The 15511-nt window shown below is 57.6% G+C and carries 16 protein-coding genes; 7 read left to right on the forward strand and 9 right to left on the reverse strand.

Features of this window, described 5'->3' with window-relative positions:
* Positions 1-76 precede the first annotated feature (76 nt).
* Together KHO27_RS06660 and KHO27_RS06665 are read right to left on the reverse strand one after the other, a co-directional pair.
* Positions 77-1600, reverse strand: coding sequence for a phosphorylase family protein (locus KHO27_RS06660; protein ID WP_214501454.1), 1524 nt, complete (start codon positions 1598-1600; stop codon positions 77-79).
* A gap of 51 nt (positions 1601-1651) precedes the next feature.
* On the reverse strand, positions 1652-2470 hold the full coding sequence (locus KHO27_RS06665) for a WYL domain-containing protein (protein ID WP_214501455.1): 819 nt from the start codon (positions 2468-2470) through the stop codon (positions 1652-1654).
* A gap of 354 nt (positions 2471-2824) precedes the next feature.
* Here KHO27_RS06665 and KHO27_RS06670 point away from each other — a divergent pair, with 354 nt between their 5' ends.
* From KHO27_RS06670 to KHO27_RS06685, 4 genes are all read left to right on the forward strand, one after another.
* Entirely contained in the window at positions 2825-3769 is a 945-nt protein-coding gene (locus KHO27_RS06670) for a CBASS oligonucleotide cyclase (RefSeq protein WP_214501456.1), read from the forward strand.
* Positions 3766-4257 (forward strand): HORMA-1 domain-containing protein, encoded by a 492-nt coding sequence (locus KHO27_RS06675; protein ID WP_110677139.1) that lies wholly within the window; start codon positions 3766-3768, stop codon positions 4255-4257. The genes KHO27_RS06670 and KHO27_RS06675 overlap by 4 nt, the downstream gene beginning before the upstream one ends.
* Positions 4254-5150: an AAA family ATPase gene (locus tag KHO27_RS06680; protein WP_135001333.1), complete on the forward strand. Its 897-nt coding sequence runs from the start codon at positions 4254-4256 to the stop codon at positions 5148-5150. The genes KHO27_RS06675 and KHO27_RS06680 overlap by 4 nt, the downstream gene beginning before the upstream one ends.
* 152 nt (positions 5151-5302) lie before the next feature.
* On the forward strand, positions 5303-5860 hold the full coding sequence (locus tag KHO27_RS06685; RefSeq protein ID WP_214501457.1) for a 3'-5' exonuclease: 558 nt from the start codon (positions 5303-5305) through the stop codon (positions 5858-5860).
* Between the two features lie 354 nt (positions 5861-6214).
* On the opposite strand, the gene KHO27_RS06690 is transcribed toward KHO27_RS06685, so the two are convergent.
* The 6 genes from KHO27_RS06690 to KHO27_RS06715 form a co-directional block, all read right to left on the reverse strand.
* A complete protein-coding gene (locus tag KHO27_RS06690) occupies positions 6215-6667 on the reverse strand; it encodes a hypothetical protein (protein ID WP_214501458.1) in 453 nt (150 codons plus the stop codon).
* Positions 6668-8385: 1718 nt separating this feature from the next.
* Positions 8386-8715: a DHCW motif cupin fold protein gene (locus tag KHO27_RS06695; protein ID WP_214501459.1), complete on the reverse strand. Its 330-nt coding sequence runs from the start codon at positions 8713-8715 to the stop codon at positions 8386-8388.
* Between the two features lie 108 nt (positions 8716-8823).
* Positions 8824-9639 carry an alpha/beta fold hydrolase gene (locus KHO27_RS06700; protein ID WP_214501460.1) on the reverse strand — a complete coding sequence of 272 codons (816 nt, stop codon included), beginning with the start codon at positions 9637-9639 and terminating at the stop codon, positions 8824-8826.
* Positions 9640-9740: 101 nt separating this feature from the next.
* Entirely contained in the window at positions 9741-10697 is a 957-nt protein-coding gene (locus KHO27_RS06705; RefSeq protein WP_214501461.1) for a nucleoside-specific channel-forming protein Tsx, read from the reverse strand.
* 528 nt (positions 10698-11225) lie between these two features.
* The gene (locus KHO27_RS06710; RefSeq protein WP_102682584.1) at positions 11226-11411 is read right to left on the reverse strand and encodes a hypothetical protein; all 186 of its coding nucleotides are present in this window, start codon (positions 11409-11411) and stop codon (positions 11226-11228) included.
* 392 nt (positions 11412-11803) lie between these two features.
* The gene (locus KHO27_RS06715) at positions 11804-12745 is read right to left on the reverse strand and encodes a LysR substrate-binding domain-containing protein (protein ID WP_110698293.1); all 942 of its coding nucleotides are present in this window, start codon (positions 12743-12745) and stop codon (positions 11804-11806) included.
* 103 nt (positions 12746-12848) lie between these two features.
* Between KHO27_RS06715 and KHO27_RS06720 the strand changes: the two genes are divergently transcribed.
* From KHO27_RS06720 to KHO27_RS06730, 3 genes are all read left to right on the forward strand, one after another.
* On the forward strand, positions 12849-13553 hold the full coding sequence (locus KHO27_RS06720; RefSeq protein ID WP_110698291.1) for an SDR family oxidoreductase: 705 nt from the start codon (positions 12849-12851) through the stop codon (positions 13551-13553).
* A gap of 78 nt (positions 13554-13631) precedes the next feature.
* Positions 13632-14123 (forward strand): GNAT family N-acetyltransferase, encoded by a 492-nt coding sequence (locus KHO27_RS06725; protein WP_046856079.1) that lies wholly within the window; start codon positions 13632-13634, stop codon positions 14121-14123.
* Positions 14124-14170: 47 nt separating this feature from the next.
* Positions 14171-14524, forward strand: a complete 354-nt coding sequence (locus KHO27_RS06730; RefSeq protein ID WP_023631242.1) for an SH3 domain-containing protein — start codon at positions 14171-14173, stop codon at positions 14522-14524.
* Here the strand turns inward: KHO27_RS06730 and KHO27_RS06735 are convergent, their stop codons facing one another.
* Positions 14525-15085, reverse strand: coding sequence for a cysteine hydrolase family protein (locus KHO27_RS06735; protein ID WP_214501462.1), 561 nt, complete (start codon positions 15083-15085; stop codon positions 14525-14527).
* Positions 15086-15511 lie beyond the last annotated feature (426 nt).

Genomic DNA, 15511 nt, shown 5'->3' on the forward strand with positions numbered 1-15511 from the left:
GCTTATGGCCGTGCTGTTAGAGTCTCCTGCAACCTCACTCCAGCATTGGGTTGGCTGTCAGCCGCCTGGTCATTTGCTAAATGGCCCTTCGAGTCCAGCCATGCGTGGCATAGTCGATGGTCACGATGGCTGCGGCCTCAGAAGCAATCCTGTGGAAGGTATTGTCCTTGCTTTTGTCACCGTAATCGCTGATACCGCGTACCACCAAGACAGGCACGCTCTGCTTTTCGCAGGCATCAAAAACGCCATATGCTTCCATCTCCGCGACCACTGCTTTGTCGTGAAGCTCCTGTAAACTCTCAAAAAGCTTTGGGTCTCGAATCAGTAGTTCGCCAGAAGCAATGGTTGCTGGGGATACCTTCAGGTGGGCCGCAACCTCGCCAGCTTTCGACTCAGGCGGCATCGCAAAACCAAGTTCGCTCGCACGTTGTTGCAGGCGATCAGGTAGGGAGCCAGTTGCGAAGTAAGCGTTTAGATCTTGTTGGGTAGAAAGCCCAGGTCGCGGCATCTCCGGTCGGGCGGCAAGTGTGCCGCCGGCGAGCGCTGCCGCCCCTTCGTAGTACACGACACGTTCGGACAAAATGACTTCACCGAGGCTCAGCTTTTTACGGCGACCCGCTGCAATCCCCATCATCAGAACCTTTTTAGGCTTCAGCTCCGAAAGGAGAAGCGTTGTGATAGCGGTTGCATTGACGTTGCCAGCATTGCCCAGAGAAGCGATGACGCAAGAAAGCGGGCCGTCAGCTCGCTGAATAGTCACTGGCCAATAGTGCACGCCGTGAGCGGTGAAGCGCGCTGGTACGTCTTCGCCAATACCAAACACTTTTTTTGCAGCTGCCAGTTCAATGGCGATGGCCGTGATCACCAGAAGGTCAGGAGACCGTGCCGCTTCTCGGGCCTCAATCTCAGCTTGGAAGAGGCCTACGGACAGCTCAGCAATTTTGTCCAGTCCGTAGATCGGTTCCTGCAAAGACATGCTATCCAGACGTCCTTTCACTTGCTCGCCAGTGAGGGGGAACATCGTCAGGGGCTCTTTGAAGAAGTTTGCGTGCAGGCCGAGCGCTCCCTGGCCGTCCTCGCTGAAGCCACCTAGCTGGAGGTCGAAAGGCAGCACGGGAAGTTTATGTCTGCGCATTTTGCGGGCACGGTCTGAGACGCCCTTGCCGCCACCCAAGGCGATCATCGCTGTGGCGACTTCGACTTGTTCGTCTCCAATGTTCCCGCCGGTGATCACGTCGTCCTCAAGGTACATGATTTCCGCGAAGTCCTCAGCAGAGAGGCGGCGGATCAGCATCCGCTGCTCTGCAGTCATTTTTTCCTGCATGGCCGACTTAGACGTCACAATTTTCAACTGGCGGGCAGGGGGGCAATCAGCCAACACCTTTTCTGCCTCGTACACCACCGTCCAATCGAAGGTCAGCGGGTCGCCGGCTTCATTGGTAGGGAGCCCTGCGAGGTAGACGACGAGTCCACCCTGTGCCGCCAAGACGCTTTTGGTCATCGCACGGGTGAAGTCGTGTGCGAGATCGATCGAGGCCTTCTCTGTCTTTTTCGAGATGCTGCCCGCAATCAGAATGAATTCATTTTCAAGCTTTGCCATCGTGACAATTCCGGTAGCTGAGGTGTTAAGTGTTGGCTGATTTTCTAGGTGTTAATACAAGATGAGGTCTTTGATCTCATCCCTATTCTTCAGGGCCAGCTGGATGACCTCTGGCCTCTGATCGGCTTGGTCTTCATTCAGATTGAGCTGGAACAGGAGGTACAAGAGAAGGGCTCGGCGACACTCCACGTGCATCTCGCCGTTCTCCATCAGGAAGTCGGACTCGATCAATTTGCGCTGGGCGGGGGTGAGGCCGGGGTGTGGAGTGAGAACCACATCCACTATGGTGTTCCAGGCGTAGTCTTCATCAGCCCGATCCCGATCTTGCCCCGCATATTTGCAGTGTCTGATACGGGTCAGAGAGAAATCCCGGAAAGCCTTACGTTTGTGGCAGTACGCTCGAACGTGCCAGCGGTTACCGTCATGCACCAAGGCATGAGGCGACAGCATCCGCTCACCGCCTTCAGGGTCGGTCAGGGATTGGTAGAAGACATCGACAAGTTCGTTCTCGCGAATCGCCCGGAGAATTACCCCAACGATGTCTGCGTTCAGGCGACGGCCTAGCTTGGGCACGGCTGCGACAGGCGATTGCCAGCCCAGGAAGCTGCCGTAGGGGATCCCTGGCTGAACGGCGACGCGCAGTAGGTCATCCAGATAGCGCTCAACTGAAGTGGACGAGAAAACCGCTTTGAATGTGTCGGTCGCCTTGTAGACCCTGGCCCTGGTGTCGTACTCCAAGTTGCTCTCTGCGAGCTTCGAATACTCAGTGATGTCCAGCGAAGCTTGTGGCACCGAGATGCCAAAGAAGTCCGTGAGGCTGCTTCGGTTGATCTGGCCATCCCACCGCAGTCGATAGTCGATGAATTCCAACCGACGTTCCTGGCCCCAACGTGCTCCTTGCCGTCCCTTGCTCGTGGGTTGGTCGTCCGTGGGTTTGGACTCGTTTGTCATGATCGAACCTCAATAGCGTCTAAATACTAGACTAGCGTAAAAAGTACCCGTATAGTAATTCTACGCTAGCAAGCTGAGGTTCGCAATTTCCCTTTGCTGGATCCCCTAGGGGTTGACGGATGGTGCGAGGGAGGGGGTTGAACTGCAGTGAGCCGTAAGGGTGACCCAGGCCTTTGCCTCGAGTTACCGCGCCATCTCATCCGTCGGCATGTGGTGTAGCTGCTGGTAGGGATGCTTTGCGACTAACACAACATTTCTAGGAGGGGATGGCACATGCCGCTCACCAACACTCAGATCAAGTATTACGACAGTAACGTGCTGCGCCTGCCGAAGGAGAAGCGGGAGACCTACAACGCCCAGGTCGACCGGTTGATCGCAGCGCTGAAGGACAGCCTGAAGAAGCAGGACAAGATCACCATCAAGAAGGTGGTGAAGGCTGGCTCCTTTGCCAAGCACACCATCCTGCGGCCTAACGCCCAGAACCCCGCCGACGTGGACGTGGTTTTCTACATCAGTGGCCAGAAGGTGGATGAAGAGACCTTCGCGACCCTGAGCCAAAAAATCTACGACGCGCTGGTCAACCTGTACCCCAATAAGTCTGTTGAAGACTTCGAAATCCAGCGGAAGGCTGCGAAAGTGACCTTCGTCGGTACCGGGCTCGAGGTGGATATCGTTCCGGTCATCGAGAACCCGAACAAGGAAAACTATGGCTGGCAGTTCGACCGGATTGACGGCTCGAAGACTGAAACCTGCGCACCGTGTCAGGTGAATTTCGTGAAGGTTCGGAAGGATGAGGATCCGGACTTCCGCACCTTGGTGCGCCTGGCTAAGCGCTGGCGCACTTGGAAGGAGGTGCCGCTCAAATCCTTCCACATCGAGCTGATCATGGCCCACGTGCTTGAAGTGAACGGCAAGGCTGGCTCGCTGGAGAAGCGCTTCCGGGACTTTCTGCTGTACATCGTTCAGTCCGGGCTCAAGGAGGTCATCAAGTTTCCTGAGAACGGCTGGGTGCCTCAATTCAAGGACGCAGTAGTGATCATCGACCCGGTATACGACACCAACAACGTCGCGAGCCGCATCACCGAGGATGAGCGCAAGGAAATCGTTCAGCTGGCCGAGGAATCGTGGGAAACCGCGCACTTCGCCTCGATGGAGGATGACTTCGAGGTGTGGAAAGAGCTGTTCGGTAAAGGCTTCAAGGTGGAGGACGCAGCATGAGTTCTACTTCCACCCAAACCAGCACCTTCACCACGACTGATATTGAAGCGGTCATGCGGCGTATCACGGCCGACCTCGTGATGATCGCTTCCAGCAGCGGCGCGATCACCGAAGCCGAGGCTCGTCAGTGGGGGCACGACATTGAAGTTCTGGCCAAGTATGGCTACCTCGAGTATGTCGATATCACCTTGTTGAGTTACGGAGTCGAGTACAAGGCTGCGCGATTCTACGTCAATGAGTCTGGCTCGCTTGCGAACCAGCGGCCAGGAAATGCCCTCTGGCCAAGACTCTCGAACCCTGAACTGCGGATCGTTCTCGGCACCGTTGACGCCTACGATGCGAATGCTCAGGAAAAGATGGCCAGCAAAATGAAGTGCAGTTGGTCGACCAGTTACGCGGACATTTCTCACTCTCAGCTGACCCAGAGTGGTGGGCGTGAATACTCCAGCAATGGCTACGGCATGGAACGTAAGGACTACACCCGATGAGCACTACCTCCGTTTTTGACTCGGCCATTGAGCTGCCAGACATCCAGCTGACTGATCGCGAGAAGGTATTGCTCGGGTTTGCTGGCCGCTATGAGCGTGTGCAGAACCAACTCCAGCTGCTGCTGAATCAGGGCCAGTTGTCCGAGTGGAGCAAGCAGCACCATAAAAGTGTGCTGCCTATCTGCAACCTCGTAGCCGATCAGTATCCCCTGGTTATCTTCCATGGCGACGTCGGTACCGGCAAAACCGCAACAGCGGAGTGCATTGCTAACCGTATCGTCCGGGATTCGCGCGCTGAGGACTCGGTGCTGTTCAAACTGAGCAACCGCGTTCGTGGTTCCGGTAAGGTCGGCGAGATGGGCACGTTGTTGACACAGGCCTTCGCAGAGGTTGCTGAAGCAGCGGGTAAGAAGCGCCGGGCAATTCTGATCATCGACGAAGGTGACTCGATTGCGGCCTCCCGATCGCAGAGCCAGAGTCACCACGAAGACAAGGTGGCAGTGAACACCTTGATTCAGGGCGTCGATGAGTTGCGTAAGTATGGCGGCCGCATTGTGGTGATCCTGTGCACCAACCGACTCTCCGTGCTGGATGCGGCCCTTCGCCGTCGTGCTGCCATCGTTGAAGAGTTCACCCGCCCGGATGCAGCGGAGCGGAAGGAGCTGTTCAGCATGGATCTGGCTGGCATGGGGCTTTCGGACAAACAACTGACCGACCTGGCAACTGTCACCGGTGAGCGCAACGGTCAGCCTGCGTGGACGTACTCTGATATCCGGACTCGCTTGTATCCAACTGCAATGGCGAAAGCGTTTCCGAATCGCCCACTGGACTTCAAGGATCTGACCGAGTCCATTCTTTCGATGCGTCCTTCTCCAGTGATGGAAGATAAGTAATCGACCAGGCGTGTGCACGGATCAATGATTCGGTGGGGGGGGCGAACTGCTCTTGCCCTCATCGAGTCTCGTTTCCGATCATTCCAGGCGTTTTGGTGTCTGCTAATGGACGCTGTGGTTGCCAGCCAGGCAGCTGCTCAAACGGAGTAGTTATGAAAGCCGACAAAGAAATCTTCGTCTCCGTAGATATCGAGGCATCAGGCCCTATCCCGGGCAAGTACAGCATGCTGTCGATCGGCGCGTGCCTCACCTCCAACCCTGAGGAGCAGTTCTCTTGCTACCTGAAGCCGATTTCTGAGGAGTTCGTTCCTGCGGCTCTGGAGGTTACGGGTTTGTCCTTGGATAAGCTGCGCGAGGAGGGGATGGAGCCCGCTGAGGCGATGTCACGGTTTAAGGCTTGGATTGAGTCCCTTGCGGGCGCAGATCAGTCCGTAGTATTCGTGGGGTTCAATGCATCCTTCGACTGGAGCTACGTGAATTACTACTTCCACCTGTACCTCGGTGAGAACCCATTTGGCATCGCCGCGTTGGACATCAAGTCGATGTTCTTCGGTACCGCTCAGTGCACCTGGAAATCGACTCGGTCGAGTGAGATTGAAAAAATTGTGAATCCTGAAAGCTCTGGCAATCACGATGCGTTGGACGATGCCGTGTACCAGGCGGAGCTGTTTAACCTAATACGTGAAAAACTTGTGATTGGAAGAGTCTGATAGATATTGCGAGGGGTAGCTTGAGGGAGTATTGAGGCAGGCAGGTTTTAGCGAGCCTCGCTTAATGCTCCCCAGGGCTAGGTGAGCGCGCAAACCCTAGTCGAGGTGAGGGTCAAGTTCCGCCGAGCTGAGAAGTAAGAGGGTGTGAATTTCCGGGAGTGTCTACTCAATCTGCACGTGTAACCATCAAGCCTTACACCGCTGTCAGCTGAACGGCTAGCTATAAAGTTATGCAGATCGAGTAGATTCATTCTGGCCTGGTTGCACAAAGGCTTTGCAAGCTGACCGCTGGATTCCAGGTGAGCCACCCACGCAGGGGTTCTCAATTTATCTTGCGGCGATTCAGTCGTCAACTCAAATCCCAAGATCCTCCTCCAATAATTTCCCTTTCAGACGAAGAGATGCGGCATTCTCCTGCAATAACATGTCCAGCAGCAACAGGCTGAAGTCGTGCCACTTGCAATCAAGCTGTTCTGGCTCTGGCCAAGGCCATTCACTTTTAACCAAATCTCGAAATTTCTCGCTCAAAATATGTATCGGGTTGCAACTGCTGTTTGGCGGGTGAGGGAAGTGAAGAGTGTCCAAGGCAGATACTTTGTAAACTCTACGCATTATGAGCGATTTATAACCAGGGTTGCTGACGATCTCGCCGAAGGCGGCGCCAATAGCTTCTTCAGTAAGGTGCAGAGACGCCAACTGCCATATCTCTAGAAGATATGGTGCTGTCCAGTTTCGAGCTATACCTGACTCAAGGACAGCTAGGCTGAGAGCTTTGCAGGTAATGAAGGGCTTGCGTTTTGACCCCATTCTATTTCTCCGTAGTGCTATGAATATGGCCCGTGGAGAGCTTCCTAATCACTGTCACCGTAGGTGTCCATAGCGGTTTTGGGTGAATGGGAGCTGAAAGCTAACAAAGCACCAAGAGACTATTCCAAGGAAGTAGTTGTTTCTAAATCTATTCGTAAAATTGTACCGTTCCTGAATCGTAGAGCAACTCCGATTAGAAACAAGATACTAGGTGCTTAAGTGCATTAGGGCTATTTAGACTCCATCCTCCATAATTGCTCAAGCCCAGAAGCCAGTGGTGTAGCGAGATATCGATGCCAGAAGTTTGTGCTCCCAGCTTATTGCTAGGAAGGCGCAGTTGGAATTCAGTTAGTCATTGAGTTCAACAAAAATCATATGGCTCGGAGCACTTCTGTTTCTATGAGGTCGTTACTAGGCGCCACAAGTCGAGACAAAATTCTAAGCTTGGGTTGATCTCTGGTTTAAGAGGAGGGTCATGTGATTTTCTAGGGGCCTACTACTGTTTAAAATCTAGATGTTTTTGGATGCTAAAAATTCGTTCGGGTTTTCCGCTAAGTAAAAATCTGCGAAGGTGGTTTTTACTTTTTTGTGGCAAAGCCCTTCAGATAAATTTCGGGGATTTTATAGCTTTGGTGTCTCATGGTTTTCGCAATCTCTTCTGCCATAAGGGTAGTACATTCGAGCGCATATGTTTTTGCCATGGCCTGTCTCGATTTGTGTTCGGCCGGCTGATGGAGATGGTAAAAATATGAGCTTTCGGTACTGTCGTCATTCATAAGAGGCCTCCATAGTGAGGGCTCCATTAAAATGGCTTCATGGTGAGCGCGTCAAGGGGTTTAGGGTTTTTTCGTGATCGGTCTATATATTAAGGGTACGCTAGAAATGTACTCTTAATTATCGAGGGGTTTGGTTATTGGTTTGATATTCCCCTTGGAATGCTCGGCGCATTGTTGACATGTGCGTCGCCGTCATTTTTTTAAAAATTAGCGGCACTCCCCACCTCCAGCTTGATTTCACATCTTCATGTAGGTGCTTGGTATGGGGACGAAGAAGGACGGTGCCACGGGGATGGGCAGCTGAAGATTGGTGAAAAATGACACCTGGCTTTCCATAAATTTGGTACCACACATAGGTGTTCCCTTCGAGAGTCTTCGTGGGGGCATGACGCGGCTGGCGGGGCCGGCTGAGCCATTTCTACAGTGGCGAATACGATCGGGCGACAACTCAAGTTACGCTTGTGGTAAGGACGCCCACAGGGGGGCAGCAGGCAAGCATCATCACAGGGCTCCAAGCGCTCAGGGCCTTGAAATAAGGCGCAACTGCTAAGGTGCAACGAATTGCATCTTGTGAGACGGCACGGCTTCAGAAATGGAGATTCGCCAGAGGCCGCGAATTATTTGGTGTTGACAGCTGAGGTGGGTGAGGGCATCATGTCGTCCAAGGAAAGGGTAATAGGTTGAACCTTATATAAGGGTTCGAATCTCTACGCTTCCGCCATTTTTGAAGCCCTGACAATGTCAGGGCTTTTTGCGTTTCTGGGGGAATTGTCCAGGAGGGCATTCTTGGAGGGACGAGCAGTTAAGGACCCGGAGTCCAAGAATTTCACAGTTGACCCTCAGGTTTTCATCACCACCCAGCCTGATTGCATTCAGCAGAAGACGTTGTCGTTAGCACCGGTACGCGCCAGTCCCACCCGCTGTGCGATCAGAGGCATTAACTCAATCCACAATGAAGAGTTTGGCTCCGGCAGACGTCGATGACCGGTGCGCCTCCGCATTGTCCCCCACCTGATAGCTCATGCCCGGCTGCAGGGTGAAAGTCCGACCATCCTCCAGCTCAGTGTCCAGCCGACCTTCCAGGCAGAACAGAATATGCCCCTTCCGGCACCAATGATCGGCCACATATCCTGGTGTGTACTCAACCCATCGAACCCGAACTTCCCCAAACAGACAGGTACGCCAGTACGCGGTACCGGTCTCGCCTGGATAAGCGACGGGATCGATTTTTGACCAGTCCGTGGTGCCAAACGGGATTGCTGTCAGTTCCATGACAACCTCGTAGAAACAGTGAGGCCTGAACCGTACCGATGAAGTCGCTCTGCCGATAGGCACAGACCGCTGGGAATTTGAACATACAGACAGCCCAGCGAACCTGTCTCAGAGCCCAATCTGCTTCAAAACCGCCGCCACAATCGCTTCCGGCCTGTCTTCCTGCATCAAGTGGCCCGAGTTCTCCACTCGGGCGCAGGGCCATTGAGAGATAAGCCCAGCAAGACGCTCCCCTTGGGAATACGGAATCCAGGCGTCCTCCGCGCCCCAAAGTACCGACACGGGGCAATCCAGCTTCCCGTAGAGCGGTTCAATTTCCTCGGTATAGACCTGATCCATCTGTGCGATCTGGCGGTAAAAGGCCGCCTGGCCAATCGGCCCCAGCCATGGTGCGCTGTAAACCTGCAGGGCTTCGTCACTGAGGGGATTGGCCGCAGAGGTTTGCAGATAAGCGGCCAGCAGTGCGCGGTGCATGTAGTCAGGCATCCCGGAAAAAGCGGCCTGGTGTTGACGGACATGCTGGACAAACGCAGAGCCCCAGGGGGCCAGTGCCACCGCATCGAATAGGGTGAGGGACGCATAGCGCAGACCGTTCAGGTAGTAAGCGCGCAGCGCTGTTGCGCCACCAAAATCATGAGCCAGGACGTCGGGGCGCTCGATACCCCATTCCTCGAAAAGCGCAGCCATGACGTTGTTCTGAATCGCCAGTGAAACGTCCTGGCCCTCCCGCATTTCAGACAGGCCGTAGCCAACCAGGTCGAAGTAATACACGGTTCTGCGGTCAGCGAGGTGCGGTATGACGCGCCTCCATACCTGAGAGGAGAAGGGGGTGCCATGGACGGCGACCAAAGGCGCGCCTGTGCCCATTTTCCCCCATCTGACGGTGTTGCCTTCGATGCTCGATGCGTAGGGTAAATCCAACATGGCTCACCTCATCTAATCAAAGACTCTACAACGCCCGTGCAAACCCACCCTGCTCGGCATCGCTCCGTGTAGCAGGTCATAAGCTTCCATGGCCCAAATAATCAGAACTGATAACCAACCCCGGCGTAATACCCCCAGCCATCGGACCGACCGCGGAAATCGCCGTCGCCGAAATTCAGCTGGCTGCCGTCCTGCCAGTTGCCGCCATTGTGGAAATGGCGGCCCACCAGGGTGAAGCGCAGGTGGGTGAAGGCGTACAGCAACACGTTGGTGGATACCGTGGCATTGGCCGTGCGGTTGGGGTTGGCCTTGTGCAGGTCCGAGCCGAAATCGAAGTTGGTGAAACCGATATAGGTCAGCGAGGCTCCGTTGTCGAACTTGCCGAGGGGCACGATGTACTTGAGCTGGGCCCGGTAACCGTCCCACGAATACTCGTTGCTGGCGCCATAGTTTTCCCACTGGTAGCGGCCGTAGAAGTTGGCCGACAGGTTGACCCGCGAATGGGTGTCGATGTCGGTGCCCAGGCCGCTGTAGAGGGTATTGGCACGGTTGGCGCTGTTGCTGCCGTGGTCGTAGATCCAGTCGAAGGCTACGTACCACTCCTTGAACGGGCCGACTGCCAGGCTGCGTCCGGCCAGGTAGTCGATGGAGATCCGCGGCTCATGCTCCATGAACAGTGGAGAGCCGTGGTCCCACGCGCCTTTGTCATGGCTGTTGCCGATGTCGAGGATCTTCGGGATGTCGATGTAGCCGTACAGCTCGAACGGCCCCTTGCGGCCGAAGTACTCATATTCGAGGTAGATATCGTCGACAGGGCGGGGGCCGAAACTGATGTCCTTGGTGCCGATCAGGGTGAAGTTCTGGTTGTACCAGTCCGACAGGTAGGGGCCCGATTTGGCCGGCGCGGCGGCCGGGCTCAAGGTCTCGCCCTGAGCCGACTCGCTGGGGGGAATGTCCCGGGCCTGCGTGGTGACGCTGAGTAGTCCCGTAACAGCGCCCAGTAGCAGTTTGGTAGGCAGGCAGAAGCGGGCCGTTGCGGGTAAAGACGGTCGGTGCATTGAAAATCCTTGTTCATGCAGTGGTAAGCCCCCTGGGGCTGCGATGTGTCGAGAGCTGCAGCGATTGTTCGCTCAATGGCTCGGAGCAAACGTTTGCATACTCTGTACCAAATCACCCGAGGTCTTTGAAATAAAAGCCGATCCGGCCTTTGAGCTGATCATTGGGTTAGAAACACGCCCTGAAATCGGGCATGGCGCATGAGCGCATGGAGGGGCCTGATCTTTCTGCGTCGCAAAACCCATTCGATTGAAATAATCCAGCAAAAAATGGGTTCTAGTCGCCGCCCATGGAAGGCATGTGTGCCCAAGGAGGAAGCGAGTAGGCCGAGGCGGCGCTGGGCCGCGCCCTCCGCTGCCCCGTGGCGAATTTGCGCTCATGCGGCGTTGTCGCTCCTCGCCGTAGCTGGGCTACGACTCGTCGCGACGCCTTGCCTGAGCGCAAAAAGCGCTCGCGATTTATGGGGCGTATTTGCAAAACACCACACTAGATGAGCACCGCATACCCATCGCCATTTGCCGATCATCACTTCATTGCAACGTCTCGGGCTTCCTCCCCTGGGAAGCCTCCTTCAATCCCTGTTCCATCCGCCCGATCACCTGCGCCAGTATCGCCGCTCTTTCCAGTTCTCCTGACGCCTTCATCCGGGCATGATCTCTTCGCAGGTTCAACAGGCATTTTTGCAGTCCAAGTGCCGAGCTGTCGTAGTTGTCCATGCTGTACTCGTTGGTCGTGGGCATCCGTGCCGTTGTAAGAAAGGCTCGACGGTATCAGGTCAATTCTCCCGCCAATACTGACTATTCATACACTGGCTCACAATCCCGTAGAAACGTCCTACATCGACAAAAGAGGCGTCTTACAGGATGGCTTGGGCGAGTGTTTCGGGATGCTTCCGCTCATTTTGCGGCAGGCCCCGAAGTACAAGGCCTGCCGCGTAAAAGACGGGTCGTAGCGATAATCCGTGTTGCCCGGCACCCAACACGCGCCACTGAAACGATATGTTGCAATTGCCCCTAGAGATGGTCCGCATCCACCACCGCCTTGACGAACGCCTCGGGCGCTTCCTGCGGCAGGTTGTGGCCGCTCCCACGCAGATTACTAAAGCCCGCTAAATCAAAGAGTCATGATTTGAAAGTGCTTGAGCATCAGCGTTCACCTGGGCCAGCAGCCAGTTCACCACCTGCTCGGCGGCCGAGCCTGCCAGCGGCGCATGGCTGGCCAGCAAGTGGAAGCCGGCGTCGCTGCGCAATTCATGGCCTTCCAGCGCCAGCACCAAGGCCCCGGCTTTCAGGGCATTCTCCACCAGCAGGCGCGGCACCAAGGCGATGCCCATGCCTTGCTCGGCGGCCTCGATGGCGAGGATGGTTTGCGAGAACACCGGGCCGTTGAACCGTGTGCCGGGCAACGCGTAGTGGTCGAACCAGCGCTTCCAGTTGTTGTGGCTGTCGGAGATCAGCGGGTGTTGCGCAAGCTCCGCGGCTTGCCGCCAAGGGTGCTCGCCGCGCAACCCCGGCGCGCACACCGGCACCGCCATGCCGGGCAGCAGGGGCAGGGCGTAAGCCTCGGCGAAGGGCGGCGCTCCCCAGCGCACGGCCAGGTCCACCGCGCCCTTGCCGCTCAGGGGGCGGGTACTGTCGGAGGCGTCGATCATCAGGGCCACCTGCGGATGCGCCTCGGCCAGGCGCCCCAGGCGCGGGATCAGCCAGCGGCTGGCGAAGGCGGGGGTGGTGCTGAGCAGGACCTGCTGCGGATCGCGCTGGTTGTCGCGCTCCAGCAGTTCGCCGGTGGCGTCCTCGATGATCTCCAGGGCCAGGCGCACGCGGGCCAGGTAGTCGGCGCCGTCCCGGTTGGGCCGCAGGCCGCGGGGCAGGCGCTCGAACAAGGGGCGGCCAAGTTTGTCTTCCAGGGTGCGCACCTGCTGGGCGACCGCGCCCGGCGTGACATGCAGCTCGTCGGCGGCAGCGCGAAAGCTGCCCAGGCGGGCGGCGGCCTCGAAGGCCACCAGGTGATTGACGATGGCGGGGGCGTTGCGTCGCTTGGGCGCGCTCATCCAGTAGATTTCCTGCAGGCTGCTGCCAGTATTCGTGATTGGTGCGTTGAGCCGGATTCTGGCTTCATGGGCCCACTTGATCAACTCCCGGAAGGAGCGGCATATGTCTTCTCAGAAAGTGGCAATCATCACCGCAGGTGGCAGTGGCATGGGCGCGGAGGCTGCGCGGCGGCTGGCTGCCGACGGTTTCAGGGTGGCGATCCTGTCGTCCTCGGGCAAGGGCGAGGCCCTGGCGGCCGAGCTGGGCGGCATCGGTGTGACGGGCTCCAACCAGTCGGTAGAGGACCTGCAGCGTCTGGTCGATACCGTGATGCTGCAATGGGGGCGTATCGATGTGCTGGTCAACAGCGCCGGGCATGGCCCGCGTGCGCCGGTGCTCGAGCTCAGCGACGAGGACTGGCACCGGGGCATGGAGGTGTACTTCCTCAACGTGGTGCGCCCGACCCGCCTGGTGACACCGATCATGCAGCGGCAGCAGGGCGGGACCATCATCAATATCTCGACCTTCGCCACCTTCGAGCCGGATCCGGCATTCCCGACCTCCGGCGTGTTCCGTGCCGGGCTCGCGGCCTTCACCAAACTGTTCGCCGACCGTTACGCGGCCGAGAACATCCGCATGAACAACGTGCTGCCAGGCTTCATCGACAGCCTGCCGGAGAAGGAGGAATTCCGTAGCCGGATTCCCATGGAGCGGTACGGCAAGGCCGAGGAAATCGCGGCCACTGTCGGCTTCCTTGCCTCCGAGGGTGCGGGTTACATCACTGGGCAGAACCTGCGGGTCGATGGGGGGATTACCCGTTCGGTCTAGGTGACATGGCGAGCCTGTGGCAGGGCGGCGACTTCCGTTAGGATGTCGCCCCTGTTTCCCGCTATCCGGATTCCGCCCATGAGCACACCGACATTCCGCCAGGCCACCTCCAGCGATGTGGACCGCTGCTACCAGATCGAGACCAGCGCCTATGAAGGCGACGAAGCCGCCACCCGGGAAAAGATCGCCACGCGCATCGCCCAGTACCCGGAGGGCTTTCTCGTGCTGGAAGCCGAGGGCCAGGTGATCGGCTTCATCAACAGCGGTTGCGCCGACCAGGTGGTGATGTCGGATGAGGCTTTCAAGGAACTGGTCGGGCATGACCCGCAGGCGCCCAATGTGGTGATCATGTCGGTGGTGCTCGACCCCGCGTACCAGGGCCAGGGCCATGCCAGCCGGTTGATGGCGCGCTTCGTCGCGCAGATGCGCGAGCGCGGCAAGGCCACCATCCACCTGATGTGCAAGGAGCGCCATGTCGGGTTGTACGAGAAGATGGGCTACGCCTATGTACGCCCGTCGGCTTCCGATCATGGCGGCATGGCCTGGCATGAAATGGTCATGGTGCTGTAGAGGCCCTTCGACTAGGATCGACGCTTTTCGCAGCCAGGGAGAGGCCTGTGAAGTACGTCGTGATCGAGACACACCGCAGTGAGTATCCTGCGCCCATCACCTTCGCCCGTGGCACGCTGCTGGAGATCGGCCAGCGCTACGAGGGCGACGAGCAGTGGGAGGACTGGTACCTGTGCAGTTGCCAGGGCCAGGCAGCAGGGTGGGTGCCTGCCCAGTTCATCGAACGGCTGGGCGTGGGCCGGGGCAGGGCGCTGGAAGCCTATTCGGCCCATGAATTGGACGTCGACCCCGGCCAGCAGCTCGATAGCCTGCGCCCCTTGAATGGCTGGGCCTGGTGTCGCCGGGTGAGCAATGGCGAGCTCGGCTGGGTGCCGCTGGCCAAGCTGCGCGCGCTGGCGTGATCAGCGTGCGGCCAGCACCGCCGCACTGTGCAGAACGCTCGCATAGTCCATGGCCAGGTTGCTCAGGGCCAGGGCATGGACATCCTCCGCCGGCCACAGCCGGCCTTGCAGATCATGCTGGTCGAAGGTGTAGCAGGCGTCGCCCACCACCACCGTTGCGAACCCCAGGTTGCCCGCCGAGCGTGCGCTCGACTCCACCGAGTTGTTGGTGATCACGCCGGTGATGACCAGTTGCTGGATGCCGCGCTGGTGCAGCCAGTGTTCCAGGCCGCTGTTGCAGAAAGCGTCGGGCAGGTGTTTTTCAAACACGGCCTCGTTCGCCTGCGGGGTGAAGGCGGGCTGGAACTCGCAGCCGGGCTGACCTGGCCGGAACACCGAATCCGGATCGCGGGAGATATGGCGCACGTGCACCACCGGGCGCGTGCTCGCGCGCCAAAAGGCGAGCAGTTCGCTGATGCGCTGTTCGGCTTCGGGGTTGTTGCGACGGCCCAGGCGAGGGTGGTTGATGCCGTTCTGCATGTCGATGATCAGCAGCGCGGCGTTGCTGGCGAGCGCGGTCATTTGCGGTGGTTCTCCTTGTCTGGACTTCGGACCGTAGCATAGGTGTGTTGCCTGCGCGGATGTATCGCGGGGCAAGCCCGCTCCCACGCCGACCGCTTTGACCTCACGTTGGGCACTCGTGGGAGCGAGCTTGCACCGCGATGGTCGATTACCATCTGATCTGCTTTTTTTCCACGAACCTGAATCTGTAACCGTATCAGCCGCTGCCGGACAATACGCCCAGGCCCAGCCTTCCAATCCGGTGTGCGCTGGGCAGGCTGTCTCGCTGCACTTTCGCAGCGGCCAGCCCCGCCGTTACGACAACACACTGTAGAGGTTCCGATGGGCAAGCTCGCGCTGTTTCTGGGTGGTTTTCTGCTGCTGACTATCATGATTGGCCTGCTGGGCACCATTCCGCCAAGCTGAGCCGCCTCTTTTTGCTGTTCC

Source organism: Pseudomonas sp. RC3H12, from assembly GCF_018596375.1.
Classification (GTDB): Bacteria; Pseudomonadota; Gammaproteobacteria; order Pseudomonadales; family Pseudomonadaceae; genus Aquipseudomonas.

Coding starts and splice junctions, on each gene's coding strand:
- KHO27_RS06695 (WP_214501459.1), bottom strand. CDS start 8,715: ATGGAACTGACAGCAATCCCGTTTGGCACCACGGACTGGTCAAAAATC.
- KHO27_RS06700 (WP_214501460.1), bottom strand. CDS start 9,639: ATGTTGGATTTACCCTACGCATCGAGCATCGAAGGCAACACCGTCAGA.
- KHO27_RS06720 (WP_110698291.1), top strand. CDS start 12,849: ATGTCTTCTCAGAAAGTGGCAATCATCACCGCAGGTGGCAGTGGCATG.
- KHO27_RS06725 (WP_046856079.1), top strand. CDS start 13,632: ATGAGCACACCGACATTCCGCCAGGCCACCTCCAGCGATGTGGACCGC.
- KHO27_RS06710 (WP_102682584.1), bottom strand. CDS start 11,411: ATGGACAACTACGACAGCTCGGCACTTGGACTGCAAAAATGCCTGTTG.
- KHO27_RS06685 (WP_214501457.1), top strand. CDS start 5,303: ATGAAAGCCGACAAAGAAATCTTCGTCTCCGTAGATATCGAGGCATCA.
- KHO27_RS06735 (WP_214501462.1), bottom strand. CDS start 15,085: ATGACCGCGCTCGCCAGCAACGCCGCGCTGCTGATCATCGACATGCAG.
- KHO27_RS06670 (WP_214501456.1), top strand. CDS start 2,825: ATGCCGCTCACCAACACTCAGATCAAGTATTACGACAGTAACGTGCTG.
- KHO27_RS06715 (WP_110698293.1), bottom strand. CDS start 12,745: ATGAGCGCGCCCAAGCGACGCAACGCCCCCGCCATCGTCAATCACCTG.
- KHO27_RS06660 (WP_214501454.1), bottom strand. CDS start 1,600: ATGGCAAAGCTTGAAAATGAATTCATTCTGATTGCGGGCAGCATCTCG.
- KHO27_RS06680 (WP_135001333.1), top strand. CDS start 4,254: ATGAGCACTACCTCCGTTTTTGACTCGGCCATTGAGCTGCCAGACATC.
- KHO27_RS06690 (WP_214501458.1), bottom strand. CDS start 6,667: ATGGGGTCAAAACGCAAGCCCTTCATTACCTGCAAAGCTCTCAGCCTA.
- KHO27_RS06705 (WP_214501461.1), bottom strand. CDS start 10,697: ATGCACCGACCGTCTTTACCCGCAACGGCCCGCTTCTGCCTGCCTACC.
- KHO27_RS06675 (WP_110677139.1), top strand. CDS start 3,766: ATGAGTTCTACTTCCACCCAAACCAGCACCTTCACCACGACTGATATT.